Origin of the sequence: Alcanivorax xiamenensis, assembly GCF_009846745.1 — a bacterium.
Lineage (GTDB): Bacteria > Pseudomonadota > Gammaproteobacteria > Pseudomonadales > Alcanivoracaceae > Alloalcanivorax > Alloalcanivorax xiamenensis.
Map to the genome: position 1 here is coordinate 31,600 of NZ_AQPF01000020.1, position 15,487 is coordinate 47,086.

The following is a 15,487-nucleotide window of genomic DNA, read 5'->3' on the forward strand; positions in this document are numbered from 1 at the left end:
CCCCAGTAGTTAGAATGCGGGTGGGTAATTTAACGGCAAGGACAGCTTTTGAATACCGGCCACTCAGCGGCGCCAAGTCTTGTGACCTCCGGTAAGGACGCGCCCGATACTGCCCAGGGAGGCAGAATACTAGCGGACATGGAAGAACGCCCGGCCAAAAAGGGCGTTCCCGATGCCCTGTCGCGCCTGCGTCGCCTGTTCTCACCGATCACACTGGTCGCCGTCGCGCTGTTGCTGGCCTTGCCCTGGTTGTTCGCTCAATGGTGGTCCACGCCCATTCCCCCGGCTCAGTCTCCCTCGTCTCTGGCGTCCTCCTCCCAGACGAAAATCACACCTCCCGCGGCCGCCACGGCGCCAGAGCCGGTAACCGGAACCGTTTCGCAAGCGGATCCTCTGGCGCGGATCGGCGGGGCGGTGATCATCGATGACCGGACCGATGAGATCGCCGGGGAAGCCAAGGTGTCCCGGCCGGCCCCTAACGGCATATCGTCCCCGGTGGCATCATCCTCCCAGGTGGCCACGGCCGGGCAACCACGAACATCGGCACCCCGCCGCACCGACAGCCGCCTGGCCACCGCGGCTACGACGGTACGCTCCGGTTCACGGGTGAACCAGCTGGACCCGGTGGAAGTGAAAAACGACGGCACGCTGGGCCCGGTGCTGCACGATCTGGTGCGCGACGGCCATCTCAGCGAACAGCATCGAGACACCGAAAGCAGCCGCAATGAGGCCATTGATGCGCTGATGTTGCGGATTTACGGCGAAACCCGGCAGACCCTGGCGTCCCTGTCGGAGCCACCGGTACCGCCGGTGTCCACAATTCCGCAACTGCCCACATCGCTGGCGGTGCAAAAGCAACTGCGCGCCTGCCCTCCACCCAATACCCTCAATGGCATTCAATGCCGCAATGAGGTCTGTAGCCGTTACGCCGGCCAGGACGCGGCCTGCCCCACGCCTCGCGCCAGAGCCCGCTAAGCCGCTTTACCCGACCTGTTCCGGCGGGGATACTGAAGTTCTCCCCCAACACCCCCTGCCCGGGAGCCAGCCATGAGCAACGTCACCACCGGGGCGGAGCTGATCGACTGTCCGCAAAACTGCGAGCGTCCCACCGTCCGTGCCCTGCCCTCGCAAAGCAAGATTCTCGGAAGCGGCCTGCCGATCGTTCGCCATCTGCCGGTCCGTGAACAACGACGTATCGGACCCTGGTGTTTTCTCGACCATATCGGCCCCACGGATTTGGAGGCCGATAACGGCGTCAATGTCGGCCCCCATCCGCATATCGGATTACAGACCGTCACCTGGTTGTTCGAGGGTGCGCTTTTGCATAAAGACAGCCTCGGCCATGAGCAGGTTATCCGCCCCGGCCAGCTCAACCTGATGACCGCCGGCCGGGGCATCTGTCATTCCGAGGAAAGCCCTCCCGGCTTCTCCGGTCCGATCCATGGCTTGCAGTTCTGGATTGCCCTGCCGGAATCGGATGAAGACACCAACCCGGCCTTCGCCCACCACACCGATCTGCCACAATGGCGCCAGGGTGATGCCCTCGTCACCCTGGTGGTCGGCGAGCTGGACGGCCGTCGGTCTCCAGCACGGGTATTTTCTCCTTTGGTTGGCGCCCACATCCGCGCCGATGGGGATACCACCCTGAGCCTGCCAGTGCCGGCTTCCTTCGAGTTGGGCGTCTGTGTCAACCAAGGCCATGCCCGCCTGGAGGGCGCTCCCATGGATACCGGCAGTCTCTATTACCTTGGCCAGGGTCGCGAGCAGGTGACGCTGGAGTTGGACGACGGCGCGGACATCATGCTGCTTGGCGGCGAGCCTCTCGGGCAACCGGTGTTGCTGTGGTGGAATTTTGTCGGTCGTGACCAGGCGCGTATCGAGACGGCCATCAAGGACTGGCAGCGCTATCCCAACGACCGCTTTGGCGCGGTGGAGGCCTACGACGGTGCGCCGTTGACGGCCCCGCCCCTGGATCCTCGCACCAAACTGAAATGAGCCGTTCTCGCCTGGGCGGCGTTGCCCGCCCTGTTGCCCTCACGTCGGCGACTGTTCCGCCGCTCTTTGGTAATGATGGAATTGACCTACCGCTCGGAATGTAACGCTTGCACTTTAGTTCTTTAAGATGTAAATCATAGCCGGCCTGATCACCGGAGCCGGCCCGGCGCCGGTTTCGAAAGAAGGAATGCATACCATGACTCGTCAGCAGACCGGCTCCCTCTATTTTGGCTGGTACATTGTCGGCGCCGCGACCACCATCACGCTGCTCACCGTGGGCATGCGCATGGGAATCGGCCCGTTCTTCAAGCCCATCGCCGAGGACCTGGGGTTGAGCCGCACGGTGCTCTCCACCATCGTCGCCCTAGGCATGCTTGCCTATGGAATCGGCATGCCGATCGCCGGTTTTCTGGCGCAAAAGTACGGCAGCCGGGCAGTCTTGCTGCTGGGGACCGCCATCGTCGTCGTTTCCAGTATCTGGTCGGTTAATGCCACCGATCCATTCAGCTTCTTCATGGCCTTTGGCATTCTGTTGTCACTGGGATTCTCCTTTACCAGTCCGGTGGCATTGACGCCGGTGATCAGCCGATGGTTCACACGCCAGCGCGGCAAGGCCCTGTTCTACCTCTCCACCGGCTCCATGGCCGGCATCGCCGTGATGACGCCGCTGTTGACCTTTACCATTGAACGCTACGGCTGGCAGCACACCCTGATCGGGTTCACCGTGCTGTTCGTGCTGCTGGTGATCCCCGCGGCACTGATGATCATCCGCGACGAGGCCCCCGAGCATACAGATCTGCTGCCCGGCGACAGCGGCGGCGGCAAATCCGCGCCGCCACTGGCCCCCTTGGCACAACTTACCAGCCTGGCGGCGATGCGCACCCTGCCTTTCTGCAAAATCGCGCTGGGCCTGTTTGCCTGCGGTTTCAGTATGAATCTGCTCGGCAGTCATGGGGTTCCGATGCTCACTGACCACGGTTTCGATCCCATTACCGCCGCCCTGGGTATCGGTTTGATCGGCCTGGTGGCGATCCCCAGCACACTGGTGCTTGGCCATCTCGCCGACCAGGTCCCTCGCCGCAACCTGCTGGCGGCCATCTATTTGATTCGTGGCCTCGGTTTCATAGGTCTGATGATGGTGCCCTCGGTGTGGTATCTGTACGCCGTGGCGGCGGTGGGCGGCATCGTCTGGGCCGGCAGCATCGCGCTGTCCTCGGCGATTCTGGCCGATGTCTACGGTATCCGTTCGGTGGGCGTGCTCTACGGTTGGGCCTACCTGGGGCATCAGATCGGCGCGATGATCAGTTCCTGGCTGGGTGGCTGGGGTTACGAAACCTTTGGTACCCATTGGGTGGCCTTTGGCAGCGCTGCCGCCATCCTGGTGGTGGCCGGATTGGTGTCCTTGCGCCTACCCGACGCCCGCTTCTTCCGACAGCCCGAGCCGAGCCGGGCATGATCCGGCGGGGCACGGGCCCCGCCTTTGCGTACCGACAGTCAGACCTGAGGATGACGGCGGTGCCAGTCCGTCATGCGCTGAAAAGCCCAACCCCCGCGAACCAGCAGGTCCTCCCGAAAATGGGGCGCGACCAGTTGCCAGGCCACCGGGGCACCCTCCCCGGTGACACCGCCAGGCAGTGTCAGTGTCGGGTGTCCGCTGAGGTCGAAGGGACAGGTGTAGCGCATCATCCCCCCCATCAGGGCCTCATCGTCGGCGAAGGAAGCCATGGTCTCCACCGTCACACCAGTGTAGGCGACGGCGGGGATCAGCAATAAATCGACATCGTCGAACACCGCCTCCACCCGTCCGCGGAAATCCGCCCGCCGTAGTTGCAGCTTCTGGTAATCCATGGCGTTCAGCGAGCGCCCGACTTCAATCAGCGCCGACAGCACCGGGCCATACTCGGAGCGACGGGACGGGTAAGTCTCTTCATGGGCCACCGCCGTTTCCAGGCCACACAGCGGGCTCCAGTCCGCCACCGCCTGATCAGTGTCGGGGAAACGCACTTCACGGGGTTGCGCACCGGCACTCTCCAGTACCTTGAGGGCTTCGCTCACCGCCGCCTGGGTGGCCTGGTCCGCCGGCTTCATGCCCCAGTCGGGATCAAATCCCAGGCGCAGGCCGGCCACGCCCCGGGTCATCAGTGCCAGATAATCCGGTACCGGTTGCCGCGCGGCGGTGGGGTCCAGAGGGTCGGCACCGGCGATGGCGCCCAGGATAGCGGCGGCATCCGCGGTATTCCGCGCGATTGGACCGATGTGGTCCAGCGATGCCGCCAATTCGAACGCCCCATGCCGACTGACCCGCCCCCAGGTGGGCTTCAAACCGGTGACGCCATTGGCGGAGGAAGGAAAGCGAATTGAACCGCCCGTGTCGGTGCCCAGGGAACCAAAGCACAGCCCGGCGGCGGTGGCCACGCCGGAGCCACTGGAAGAGACACCGGACCACAAGGTCTCTCCCCAGGGGTTGATCGGCGCGGTGACATCCGGATGGTGGTCGGCGAAAGCGCCTTCGGTTTGCTGCAGCTTGCCCAACAGCACAGCGCCGGCATCACGCAACCGCCGTACCGTGGTGGCGTCCTCCGTGGGCACATGATCACGCAGGATCGGCATGCCATGGGAAGTGGCGGTGCCGGCGGTCCACAGCAGGTCCTTCACCGCCAGTGGCACGCCATGCAGCGGACCTCGGGCCTGCCCCGCGGCGATTTCCTTGTCGGCGGCGCGGGCCTCCCGCAGTGCCTGATCCGCCATCACGGTGACGTAGCTGTGCAAGCACGGATCCACCCTATCCACCCGCTCCAGCATGTGGCGGGTAACCTCTTCGGAGGATCGTTGCCGGCTCTGGATCTGCCGGCCCACTTCCATCAAATCCAAATAGTGCAGTTCATTATTTGTCATTTTCATTGCTCCTCGAGCCCGGATTAGCAGCGTCAACGCTAGCAAGCCCGTCGACCTGGTGCTGGACTGAGAAGGACAAGGCGGTGTGCCTGGAAGGTCAGAATCAGTGATGCGGCCTCAACAGGGTATGCGGTGCCCTACCGAACGCCCGCCGGAAAGCACGACTGAAATGGGAAACGTCGGTAAAACCGTGATTGAATGCCGCCTCGGTGACGCTGGCCACACGCCCCTGCTCCAGCGCCCGCCGGCTCGCTTGCAGACGCACGCGCCACACCATGCCCATGGCGGTCTGATCATGGCGGGCAAAAGCGCGGGTCACGGTGCGAGGCGACACATGGTGGGCACGGGCCAGCGCCACCAGCGATAACGACGGGTCCTCGAAGTGCGCCTCGATAAACCGGCAGAGACGGCCATGAAGATCGTTTTCAACCGCGCCGTCGAGGCGCTCGCCCTGCCATTCCAGTGCCACCGCCGCCAGGTCCAGTAACGCGAGCCCGAATTGTTCCGCCGCGCCGATCCGGTCGTCACCCACTTCCAGGGCGGCGGCTTGTTGAATCATGGTCCGCAGCGGCGCGACCCCAGGACGGTGCGGTGCCAGGGCCTGGCCAATACCGCGCTCCGCCTGGGGGAAACGCCGCAATAAGGCCCGGCGTGGAAGCCGGACCAGATAAACCCGGCCGGCTTCCAGCGTGCATTGAAATGGCCTGGCGGCGTCATAAAGAATCAGGGTACCGTCCGTCAGCGGCGTCTGATGACCATTCTGTTCCATCACACCACTGCCGGATTCAGCGAAGCCAATCCACAGATCCTCATCCGGATGAGTGCGCAGATGACTGGCCTGCCGGCTCCAGCGGTGCAATGGCGCCTCCATGGTGCTGATCGCGGCGGGACCGAGATCCCGCACCGACAGACGGCCATCAAACGGAGTCCGACTCAACAGACGGCTGTCGGCGGGAATGCAGTGCCGGCACACCACATCGTGCCAGTATTCGAAACGGCGGGGACGCTCCAGATGATCGGTGGCGTATTCCACATGCATGGGCGGACTCCAGGCGGCTCAGGGTTCGGCCAGCTTGTTAAGCTGCGCCGCGTCGACGCCGATGGCAAGCCCTCAGGCCACCCCTTTTACGATGAACACGCGCCAATCCGCGCCCTTGACCCGGTGCTGCATGGCTTCCTGGTAGGCGGGACTGTGATACCAGGCGCGTGCCGCCTCCACGTCCGGGAACTGGAGAATGACCGCGCCCTCCATGGCCGGCCCTTCCAGCACTTCCAGATCACCGTAGAACGCCAGCGGGGTGATCGGATGGTCCCCCCGGGCGGCCTTGGCGCCTCGGGCGTAAATCTCCAGTTCCGCCGGGTCATGGGTGGTTTCTTTCATCAATACGATATAGGCGGTCATAACCTTCTCCTGATTGAGAGTCTGTTCAAGATCGATGGCATGATACGACGTTCATCCGCGCCCCAAGCAAAACAAGCGCTAATTGTTCGCGATCACACTCCGTGACCTTTGCTGTAATTACCCGAGGCGTGGTGTCTGAGATAGTCGCTAGGTGTTGCCCCCAACAAGCGGCGAAACATGCTGCTGAAGGCTCGGCTACTGCCATAGCCCAGATCCCGCGCCACTTTTTGCACGCCGTCACCGGCCAGCAAGCGCGGCAAAGCCTCGGTCAGGCGCAGTTGTTGCCGCCACTCGCCGAAACTCATACCCAGCTCCCGCGTGAACAGTCGCGACAGCGTGCGGGCGCTGGCGCCGACTTCCAGCCCCCAGTCGTCCAGGGTCCGATCCTGCCGCGGCGCCGCCATAAGGGCCTGGCAAATCACCTGCAAGCGCCGATCGCGGGGCATCGGCAAATGCAGGGGCATCGATTCGAGACTGAAAATTTCGCTCAGAATCAATGCCTGCAAACGCTGGTAGAACGTGTCCCGCCGAGGCCGCAGCTCCAGATCAACGGCCCGCAGAATCATCTCCCGCAGCAATGGGGTCACCGCCAGCACGCAACACTCCGGCATGGGCGACGGCGCCCGGCTCCGGTCAATAAACAGCGTGCGCATGCGCACCACCCCGGACATCACGATTTCGTGCTCGACATAAGGGGGAATCCACACGCCTCTGGTCGGTGGAATGACCCAGGCCCCCTGCTGACTGATCACCCGCATCAAACCGCTGGCGGCGTAAAGGAACTGTGCCTGCCGGTGAGAATGACGTGATACCCGCCAGCCATCGGAGTAATCGAGAGCAACGGCGGCGAATGGGGCACTGGAGGCGTGATCAATCAACATGTCCGTTTCGATGACTTCACTGTCTGATACGAAGATTAAGGACAATCTATCATGGAGCGCTCGAACACCCCATTGGTTTCCATCAATGCCCTCACAGCAGCCATAGCCAAAGACCAGGTGCCATGAACCACCCCAGGACCGTCATCAGATTCATCAACGCCGCCCATGTCATCGACCACATGTTCATGTTGATTTTTCCCGCCGCCGTGCTCGGCATGACCTCGGGTTTCGGGCTCGGATACGCCGAGATGATCGGCCTGTCGCTGGGCGGATTCATCGCCTTCGGCGCCTGCTCACTGCCCGCCGGATGGCTTGGAGACCTGTGGAGCCGACGCCGGATGATGCTGATGTTCTTCTTCGGTATTGGCGCAGCGGCACTGATCACCGGCCTGGCGAAGGACGTGCCGGTGCTGGTGGCCGGACTCACTCTGATCGGTGTATTTGCCGCCATCTATCATCCCGTGGGCACGGCAATGCTGGTGTCGCACGCCGAGAACCCGGGACGAGAGATCGGCATAAACGGGATGTGGGGCAACCTCGGCGTGGCGTTTGCCGCTTTGTTGACCGGCTTCCTTACCGCTCGCTTCGGCTGGCGGGCCGCGTTCATCTTGCCCGGCGCCGTGTCGATCCTGACCGGGATCGGGTTCCTGTTCTGTGTCGGCGAACATCCCCCGCCCCACCTGACACGGAATACGACGGCGCGGGACAGTGCCGGCAGCGGTATTTCCATGCGCCGGGTATTCATCGTGCTGGCCATGGTCACGGCCACCGGTGGCGTAGTGTTCAATGCCAGCACCGTGACCTACCCAAAGCTGTTTCAGGACCGTCTGGCCACGCTTATCGACTCTCCGGACACTCTGGGGATCGTGGTCAGTCTCGCCTACGCCTTCGGGGCTGTCGCACAGTTGATCATGGGCCGCCTGATCGACCGGCTGAGCCTCAAGGCGCCATTCGTTATCCTTACGCTCTGCCAGGCACCCTTACTGGTGATGCTGGCTTTCGGCCAGGGCGGCACCGTGGTTTTGTTCGGAGCCCTGTTCATGTTCGCCGTTTTCGGTCAGGTGACCGTAAACGATGCCATGGTCGCGCGTTTCGTCGCGCCGCGTTGGCAGTCACGAGTCTTTGCTTTGCGTTACTTCCTGTCGTTCGGCGCCAGTGCGGCGGCGATCCCGATGATTGCTTATCTGGAGCCGCGCCATGGCCTGCTCGGGCTCTATCTGGTGCTGGCCTGTTTCGCCACACTGACATTCGTTGCCGCGTTGATCTTCCCTGCCACCGGGACATCACGGGCGGAGGCCGCCAGCACCTGAGGCAAATCGTCGCTTTCGACGATGGCTCGGCCATCGTGGCTCTTCTAGTTTCAGAAGCGCTGTCCGGTCCGTCACCGATCCGCGAACCCGGACCGCGGGACCCGCTAACAATAAAACGCCAGGAGGCCCCATGTACCTTACTCAGCCCTTGCACAAAGCGCTTCTGGAAGTGCCTGAACGCACCGCCACGGTGTACGGCGACCGACGGCAAAGCTACCGCGATCTGGTTTCGCGGGTTTCGCGGCTGGCGGGCGGTTTGAAGGCACTGGGGCTCGGCACCGGCGACCGTGTCGCCATTCTGAGTCTCAATTCCGACCGGTACATGGAAGCCATCTACGCTACTTTCTGGGCCGGTGGCGTGATCAATCCGGTCAACATCCGCTGGAGTCCGCGGGAAATCATTTACTCCCTGGACGACTGCGACAGCACTATTCTGGTAGTGGACGATACCTTTTTGCCTTTGCTTGAGGAACTGCGGCAAGGGTCCCGCTCGTTGAAAACCGTCATTTATGCCGGCGATAAAAGCGCCCCCGCCAGCACCCATGATTTCGAAGCCCTGATCGCCGGCAGCACGCCGGTGGCGGACACCCATCGTCACGGCGATGATCTGGCGGCGGTGATGTACACCGGTGGTACCACCGGCAAACCCAAGGGCGTCATGCTCAGCCACACCAACCTGTACATTGACGGGTTGGGTTCCCAGGCGGTGTCCGGCATGCCCTACCGCTCGGTGACGCTGCACGCGGCACCGACTTTCCATGTGGCCGGAACAGGGTTGATCCTGCAAGCCACGGCGCGTCTGAATACCAGTGTCATCATTCCCATGTTCGAGCCGTTGGCGGTGCTGAAGGCGATCCAGCAGGAGCGCATTCTGGAGGCCTTCCTGGTGCCCACCATGATCCGCATGGTGTTGAGCCATCCGGACTTCGCGCAATACGACCTGAGCAGTCTCAAACATCTGCTTTACGGCGCGTCTCCAATCGACAGCACCTTGTTGAACCGCGCCCGTGAGGCATTGCCCCAGGCCCGCTTCCTGCAAGCCTACGGCATGACGGAATTGTCCCCGACGGTCTCCATCCTCACTCCGGACTGGCACACCGAGGAAGGTTTCCGCAGCGGCAAGATGATGTCCGCCGGCCGTCCTTTACCAATGGTGGAAATGCGCATCGTCGACGACAACGATGAGCCCGTGCCAGCCCGGACCCGCGGAGAGATCGTGGTGCGCGGCCCCGTGGTCATGCGGGGTTACTGGAACAAACCGGAACAAACCAACGACGCCCTGCGCGGCGGCTGGATGCACACCGGTGACGCCGGCTACATGGACGAAGACGGCTTTGTCTATGTGGTCGACCGGATCAAGGACATGATCGTCACCGGTGGCGAGAACGTTTATTCCGCCGAAGTGGAAGAAGCGGTACTGCAGCTACCGCAAGTGGCCCAATGCGCGGTGATCGGCATTCCCGATGGCGACTGGGGCGAACGTGTCCACGCCGCGGTGGTATTGCAGGATGGAGGCGCGCTGGAGCTGGATGAATTGATGGTCCACTGCAAAACGCTGATCGCCAACTACAAGATTCCTCGCAGTCTGGAAGTGCGCACCGAGCTGCCGTTGTCTCCCGCCGGCAAGCTGCTCAAGTACAAGCTGCGCGAGGAACACTGGGGCGGACGTGAACGGCAGGTCAGTTGAGCCGCCTTTGCTATTGATCATCAATGGTGAACGACAACGAGCCCAGCGGCCCGTAGTCAGCGCGGTAGACCCCTGGCACGAACGCCAGCGGCTTGCCCACGGTGCCGGTCATCAGCAGTGTTTCGCCGTCCAGAGACCAGCCCAGCTGGCGCGCCTTGTCGAGCATCCATTGTGATCCATCAACGGCACCGCCAAGGGAACTGTTGGCCGGTGCCTCCAGCAACAGCGCCTCATCCCGGTACAGTTCAATCCGGATGGTGTCCAGACTGGCCAGCGTGGCGTCATTCCATGGCTGTGTTTCTCCCACCAGAAAGGCATCCGCACCCAGATTGATCGCCGCCAGATTGGGCGGCGTCAGGTCCTCCGACCGGGCGAAATCCACATTGACGAACTCCAGCGCCGGCGCCACCGACACCGGCCGCCCTCCGGCATCCACGAAAACCGCCAGCTCGCACTCGATCATGGCCTTGCCACGGCGGGACAGACGAGCCCCCGATTGCAGACGTCTATTCGGATAAAGATGCCCCAACATGGCCTCATACAATCCCAGATGGGCTTGTATACGCGGGTCGGTCAGCCCTGCTTTCAGCGCGTGGAGGGCCTTCTCCCCGACCACGGCTTGCGCCAGCTGACGCGCCAGTTGATAGCCTTCCATCTCGGTCAAACCCGGCGGTAGTGGCGGCAATGTCTTGTGCCGGCAAACCGCCTCCGCCAACAGCGGCACGAATGAAGTCAGGTCAGTCATAACAGCCGCCTTTGTAGTGGTATTGGCCGGAGGCGTGGCGTTTGGATCATGCGATCAGGTCTCTGTTTTAATCAGGGGGCTACTTGATGACCGTCCGGTGCAGTACCCGCTCATGGCCTTCATAGCCACCATTGGCTTTATGCAAAACCGCCCGGTTATCCCACATCACCAGCATGCCCGGTTGCCATTCATGCTGATACTGGAATTGCTCACGGGTTTGCCAGCGATACAGGTCCATCAACAGCGCCATGCTGTCGTCCGGATCCATGTCCTGAAATCCAAGGATGTAGCCGATACAGCCGAAGATCGACTCATTGCCGGTTTCCGGGTGCGGGCGGATGATTGGGTGCGGTTGCACTTTGTAGGCTTCATCGGAGGCCAGGATTTTGAAGCCCCGCCCCTTGCTGGCATCCTGCTCGCCATAGATCCCGTCCGGCGCGTAGGCCCGCTGCGCCGAGTGCAAGGCCACCTTATCCCGCAACCGCCGCCGCAGTTCCTCCGGCATTTCCCGTAATGCCAATTCCTGGTTAATGAAATCCGTATTCCCACCATGAGGTGGAATAGTGATGCCATACAGAATAGTGGCCGCCGGCGGAGTTTCACCGAAGCTCCAGTCTGTGTGCCAGCTGTCGGCGAAAATCGGTGACGTTTCATCGGCGGTGCGGCGCAACTCGATGATATTGGGCCGGTCTTCCATGGAAGCAATGTAGGGGTCGCCGGCGAAGTCACCGAAATAACGGCTGAACCGTTCCAGGTCATCATCCGACAAACTCTGATCGGGGAATACCACTACCTTGTGTTCCAGCCAAACCTCGCGGACCGCAGCCACCGTGGCCGAGTCCAAGGGGCGGGACAAATCCAGTCCGTTAATCATGGCGCCGCAGGCGGCACCGGTGGGGCTCACGGTGAATGACATTACTCGCTCCTGTTCTATTTATCATGTGAACGACTATGCGGGAGCCCGCCGGCCAATACATTGCTGGAAAGCGAGCATTATTTGCAGTTGACGACACCTGTCCGCCCCGCCACTAACCGTGTCCGGCCCGCTCTGGTTATGCTTGGCTGAGCAGGAGGCAAACCATGAATCATTTTCACGTGGCCCATTTGTGGGTTTCCGGACTGTTGCAAGCGTTCGAGAAAGTCGGCCTCGATACCCGGCAACTGGGCACCGGAATCCATGAGATTCGTGAAGGGCAAATTATCGACGGCCATCACCTCGGCATCGAAGCCACCCGCACCCTGTGGCATCGCGCCAGCGCCATCAGCCATAACCCACTACTCGGCATCGACGTGGCGCGCCGCCAGAGCCCGCGCACCGGCGGTGTGCTGCTGCCGATCATGCTGCACAGCCCGACCGCACTGCAGGCATTACGCCACATGGTGGACTACCAGCCCCTGCTCAGCGACAGTGGCCAGTACCGGATCCACCCGGTGTCCACGAACCGGCTGGTACGCTGCGAATACGTTCCGGCACCGGGTGCCGTGGTGGTCTCCAATCAACAGGTGCTGTCCATTGTCACGCAAACGCTGGGGCTGCTGCGCACGGTCACCAATCATCGACTCCGGGTGCGGCGTTTCTTTGTCCCCGAAGGGATGGCGGCGGAACCTATCGGCCAGGCGTTGAACTGCCCCTGCCAGGGCCATTCCGGTAACTTCTTTCTGGAAATGGATGGCGAGGCCATGGCGGCACCGGTCAGTGAACGTGATGAGCACCTCTACCAGATCAATCTCAGTTACGCTGAAGGGCTGATTCGTGCCAAGCGCCGCCGGCAAACCTTCATCGACGGTATCAAGGAACTGATTGATGACGACCGGCCGGCGCTCCGCACCATTGACGATGTGGCCCTGGCACTGGGGTTGCACAAACGCGTGCTGCAACGTCACTTGCGTGAACATGACACCAGCTTTCGGCAACTTAAGATCTCCGTGCTGAAAACCCGCACTCTGCAACGCATGATCGTTCAGGGCTGGCGCACCGATAGTATCGCCGAGGAATTGGGCTACTCCGACCTCAGTACCTTTCATCGCGCCTTCAAGAACTGGTTTGGGGTGTCCCCCCGGCGCTTCAGAGAGCAGCCGCATGTGTAAGAGCCCGCTCTGTTCAACCGCTAGAAGTGCCATCAGGTCGTGATACAGCCCCACGGTCCAGATGAAACTGCAGGAGGGATCGTCAAACCTTGCCTCGTATCCCGATACCGTTGTTATCCACGCACGCCGATCAGTCTCAGATAAATGGCGGTGAACTCTTCCACCTTCTGTTCGAAGGCGGCGTCGTCGTCGGGCAGCTCTCGCGCGAAGCGGGTGAAAGTCGCGTTCATCACCCCCGCCAGCAACTCCGGGTCGGCCACCGGGTCGGCCCGGCCTTCCGCCACCAACCGTTCGACATAATGTGCCATGCGCCGGGCCGGGCGACGCCGCATCTCGTCACGCATGGCACGCACTTCCTCATCCCCTTCCGCTTCGTGCTCCACCACCGTGAGCAGCGCCGCGTTGGCGGCATGGGCGGCAAGGAAGGCGCGGGTAGCGGCTCGTCCCAGTTCGTAGGGATCGTCAATACCGGGGAATTCATGGGCGGCAAGAAATTCGTCGCGTAACGCCGCGACGACTTCGAGGAAGGCCTCCCGCTTCGAGGCAAAGTAGGCATAGAACGCTGGCCGGGAGACCTCGGCCTCGGCGGTGATCGCGCCAATGGAGGTGCCGCCGTACCCGGAGCGGGCGAAGGCCCGGGCCGCCGCCTCCAACAGCACCGTGCGCATGGGGTGTTCCTCCCCTGCCCGGCGCCGACGCGCCACCGCCCAGGCCGGCCGACTCTTTCCGCAAGCCGGTTTCGTGGCACGATCGGACATCATTGCTACTCCCTTCCCAACTCCTTCAGGATTCGCGCACGTAACTTGTACTTCTCGATCTTATTGGTGGGAGTACGTGGAATCTCATCAATCAGCCGGATATAGCGCGGCCGCATGTATTTGGGCATGGTCTCCGCGGCGAAGTCGTGCAAGGCCTGCTCACTGAGCCGCGCACCATCCGCCGCCGTCACATAAGCCACCACGTCATCCTCATCGCCCTCACTGCTGGCGATGGCGAATACCGCGGCCAGTGCCACCGAGGCATGTTGATTGAGCAAATCCTCCACCTGGAATGAGGACAGGTTTTCGCCACGCACCCGAATCCGGTCACCCAGGCGATCCAGGAAGGCGAACATGCCATCTTCCAGTTGCACCGCCGCGTCGCCGGTATGAAACCACAGGTTGCGCCAGGCCGCCACGGTGGCCTCCGGCTTGCCCAGATACTCGCTCATGATCAGGCCTGGCAGTTTCGGCCGCACCGCCAACTGGCCCGGTTCGCCGGGGCCACATCGCTGGTCCTGGTGATCCAGCACCGCCACGTCCATGAACGGCGTCGGATCCCCCATCAGCCGTCTGGGCCGATTCTCTCCGCCGGGCAGGACCGCCATGCCCGCCGCCGCGGCCCGCTGTTTAACCTGCTCGTGGGAGCGCCCCCGGTACAAGTCCGCCGGCGTGCCTTCACCTTCGGCGGTCTCCTCGAACAGCAGGCCAAGCGGTGAACCCGACTCGGTTTGTCCAAACCCGGCGGTGACAAAATCCAGCCCGAACCGGCGCGCCACCAGAGCGTGATGCTCAGGCAACGGCTGCATGTGCACCTTGTTCAGGGTATTGCGCCGGTCATCCGGTCCTTCCGGCGCCTTGGTCAACCAGGGAATCATCACATCCAACAGAATCGCCGTGGTCGCTCCCCGGGAGGCGACACGTTTCCAGAAATCACCGGGACTGAAACGGTTCCACACCGCCACTTCACAGCCCACCCAGGCGGCGCGCGCCACATTGGCGATGGCCCCGCCGACGTGGTACAGGGGCAGATCGTTGTAGACCACGTCGTCCGGGGTCAGCGGTTGCCGCAGTTTGAACGTGTACTGCGCCATCCAGCGGTATGGCTGCAGTACGCCCTTCGCCGGTCCGGTGGTGCCGGAGGTATAGACCACGTTCGCCGGATCATCAAAGGAGATGGTGATATCCGGCCGCGCGGCCGGCGCCATGAGTGACGCCCAGGACGACTCGGCGAAACGGCTATCGACCTCCTCACGGTGACTCACATGATCGTGAGCATCGGCCGGTGGATCGTAGACGATCACCGACGGCGCCGCCGCCAGATCACCGGCGACCTGATTGACCGCGCCCAGCAGGGCCGGATCCGTCACCAGCAGTTTCGGCGCGGTGTCATTGAGCTGGTATGAGAGCAACCGCCCGGTGTAACTGAAATTCACCGGACAGTACACGGCTCCGGCCTTCCAGATGCCGAACATCATCAGCGCGCTCACCATGGGGTTCAAGGTGAAGACGCTGACCCGGTCCCCCTTGGCAATACCCAGAGCGGCAAGGTTACCGGCGATGTGGTCGGTACGTTCGCCGAAGTCCGCGTACGTGAGGGTGACGTCATCCTCGCCATAATGGAAGAACGGTCTTTCCCCGGCCACCTTCGCCCAGTGATCAAGCCGTTCGGTAACGATTTCGCCGTCTTCCCGCAGCAAGGCGGTCAGTTCCGTCTCGTTCATTG

Annotated in this window: 14 protein-coding genes; 6 read left to right on the forward strand and 8 right to left on the reverse strand. The window is 62.4% G+C overall.

Annotated elements, in window-relative coordinates; genetic code table 11:
• Positions 1-138: 138 nt before the first annotated feature.
• The 3 genes from A6D6_RS12780 (at position 139) to A6D6_RS12790 (ending at position 3,451) form a co-directional block, all read left to right on the forward strand.
• Positions 139-975, forward strand: a complete 837-nt coding sequence (locus A6D6_RS12780) for a hypothetical protein (RefSeq protein ID WP_159660936.1) — start codon at positions 139-141, stop codon at positions 973-975.
• 72 nt (positions 976-1,047) lie between these two features.
• Entirely contained in the window at positions 1,048-1,995 is a 948-nt protein-coding gene (locus A6D6_RS12785; RefSeq protein ID WP_133490760.1) for a pirin family protein, read from the forward strand.
• 196 nt (positions 1,996-2,191) lie between these two features.
• Positions 2,192-3,451 (forward strand): MFS transporter, encoded by a 1,260-nt coding sequence (locus A6D6_RS12790; protein ID WP_133490759.1) that lies wholly within the window; start codon positions 2,192-2,194, stop codon positions 3,449-3,451.
• Positions 3,452-3,489: 38 nt separating this feature from the next.
• On the opposite strand, the gene A6D6_RS12795 is transcribed toward A6D6_RS12790, so the two are convergent.
• The 4 genes from A6D6_RS12795 to A6D6_RS12810 all read right to left on the reverse strand — a co-directional run bounded on the left by A6D6_RS12795 (position 3,490) and on the right by A6D6_RS12810 (position 7,173).
• Positions 3,490-4,890 carry an amidase gene (locus A6D6_RS12795; protein WP_133490758.1) on the reverse strand — a complete coding sequence of 467 codons (1,401 nt, stop codon included), beginning with the start codon at positions 4,888-4,890 and terminating at the stop codon, positions 3,490-3,492.
• Between the two features lie 103 nt (positions 4,891-4,993).
• Positions 4,994-5,929, reverse strand: a complete 936-nt coding sequence (locus A6D6_RS12800) for an AraC family transcriptional regulator (protein ID WP_159660937.1) — start codon at positions 5,927-5,929, stop codon at positions 4,994-4,996.
• Between the two features lie 72 nt (positions 5,930-6,001).
• Positions 6,002-6,292, reverse strand: coding sequence for a DUF1330 domain-containing protein (locus A6D6_RS12805; protein ID WP_159660938.1), 291 nt, complete (start codon positions 6,290-6,292; stop codon positions 6,002-6,004).
• 92 nt (positions 6,293-6,384) lie between these two features.
• A complete protein-coding gene (locus tag A6D6_RS12810) occupies positions 6,385-7,173 on the reverse strand; it encodes an AraC family transcriptional regulator (RefSeq protein WP_159660939.1) in 789 nt (262 codons plus the stop codon).
• 122 nt (positions 7,174-7,295) lie between these two features.
• Here A6D6_RS12810 and A6D6_RS12815 point away from each other — a divergent pair, with 122 nt between their 5' ends.
• Positions 7,296-8,483 (forward strand): MFS transporter, encoded by a 1,188-nt coding sequence (locus tag A6D6_RS12815; RefSeq protein ID WP_133490754.1) that lies wholly within the window; start codon positions 7,296-7,298, stop codon positions 8,481-8,483.
• 130 nt (positions 8,484-8,613) lie between these two features.
• Entirely contained in the window at positions 8,614-10,170 is a 1,557-nt protein-coding gene (locus A6D6_RS12820) for a long-chain-fatty-acid--CoA ligase (protein WP_159660940.1), read from the forward strand.
• A 10-nt stretch (positions 10,171-10,180) separates the two neighbouring features.
• Here the strand turns inward: A6D6_RS12820 and A6D6_RS12825 are convergent, their stop codons facing one another.
• Positions 10,181-10,915 (reverse strand): hypothetical protein, encoded by a 735-nt coding sequence (locus A6D6_RS12825; protein WP_159660941.1) that lies wholly within the window; start codon positions 10,913-10,915, stop codon positions 10,181-10,183.
• Positions 10,916-10,994: 79 nt separating this feature from the next.
• Positions 10,995-11,831 carry a TauD/TfdA dioxygenase family protein gene (locus A6D6_RS12830; protein ID WP_159660942.1) on the reverse strand — a complete coding sequence of 279 codons (837 nt, stop codon included), beginning with the start codon at positions 11,829-11,831 and terminating at the stop codon, positions 10,995-10,997.
• 164 nt (positions 11,832-11,995) lie between these two features.
• Here A6D6_RS12830 and A6D6_RS12835 point away from each other — a divergent pair, with 164 nt between their 5' ends.
• On the forward strand, positions 11,996-13,003 hold the full coding sequence (locus tag A6D6_RS12835) for a helix-turn-helix transcriptional regulator (RefSeq protein WP_159660943.1): 1,008 nt from the start codon (positions 11,996-11,998) through the stop codon (positions 13,001-13,003).
• 113 nt (positions 13,004-13,116) lie between these two features.
• Here A6D6_RS12835 and A6D6_RS12840 read toward each other — a convergent pair whose 3' ends face one another.
• Together A6D6_RS12840 and A6D6_RS12845 are read right to left on the reverse strand one after the other, a co-directional pair.
• Entirely contained in the window at positions 13,117-13,671 is a 555-nt protein-coding gene (locus A6D6_RS12840) for a TetR/AcrR family transcriptional regulator (RefSeq protein ID WP_201303781.1), read from the reverse strand.
• Between the two features lie 95 nt (positions 13,672-13,766).
• Entirely contained in the window at positions 13,767-15,485 is a 1,719-nt protein-coding gene (locus A6D6_RS12845) for a class I adenylate-forming enzyme family protein (protein WP_159660944.1), read from the reverse strand.
• Positions 15,486-15,487: the final 2 nt, after the last annotated feature.

Excerpts from the sequence above, each read along its gene's own strand:
- A6D6_RS12795 (WP_133490758.1), bottom strand. The coding sequence starts at position 4,890 with ATGACAAATAATGAACTGCACTATTTGGATTTGATGGAAGTGGGCCGG.
- A6D6_RS12840 (WP_201303781.1), bottom strand. The coding sequence starts at position 13,671 with ATGCGCACGGTGCTGTTGGAGGCGGCGGCCCGGGCCTTCGCCCGCTCC.
- A6D6_RS12810 (WP_159660939.1), bottom strand. The coding sequence starts at position 7,173 with ATGTTGATTGATCACGCCTCCAGTGCCCCATTCGCCGCCGTTGCTCTC.
- A6D6_RS12790 (WP_133490759.1), top strand. The coding sequence starts at position 2,192 with ATGACTCGTCAGCAGACCGGCTCCCTCTATTTTGGCTGGTACATTGTC.
- A6D6_RS12845 (WP_159660944.1), bottom strand. The coding sequence starts at position 15,485 with ATGAACGAGACGGAACTGACCGCCTTGCTGCGGGAAGACGGCGAAATC.
- A6D6_RS12815 (WP_133490754.1), top strand. The coding sequence starts at position 7,296 with ATGAACCACCCCAGGACCGTCATCAGATTCATCAACGCCGCCCATGTC.
- A6D6_RS12825 (WP_159660941.1), bottom strand. The coding sequence starts at position 10,915 with ATGACTGACCTGACTTCATTCGTGCCGCTGTTGGCGGAGGCGGTTTGC.
- A6D6_RS12785 (WP_133490760.1), top strand. The coding sequence starts at position 1,048 with ATGAGCAACGTCACCACCGGGGCGGAGCTGATCGACTGTCCGCAAAAC.
- A6D6_RS12835 (WP_159660943.1), top strand. The coding sequence starts at position 11,996 with ATGAATCATTTTCACGTGGCCCATTTGTGGGTTTCCGGACTGTTGCAA.
- A6D6_RS12830 (WP_159660942.1), bottom strand. The coding sequence starts at position 11,831 with ATGTCATTCACCGTGAGCCCCACCGGTGCCGCCTGCGGCGCCATGATT.
- A6D6_RS12800 (WP_159660937.1), bottom strand. The coding sequence starts at position 5,929 with ATGCATGTGGAATACGCCACCGATCATCTGGAGCGTCCCCGCCGTTTC.
- A6D6_RS12805 (WP_159660938.1), bottom strand. The coding sequence starts at position 6,292 with ATGACCGCCTATATCGTATTGATGAAAGAAACCACCCATGACCCGGCG.
- A6D6_RS12820 (WP_159660940.1), top strand. The coding sequence starts at position 8,614 with ATGTACCTTACTCAGCCCTTGCACAAAGCGCTTCTGGAAGTGCCTGAA.
- A6D6_RS12780 (WP_159660936.1), top strand. The coding sequence starts at position 139 with ATGGAAGAACGCCCGGCCAAAAAGGGCGTTCCCGATGCCCTGTCGCGC.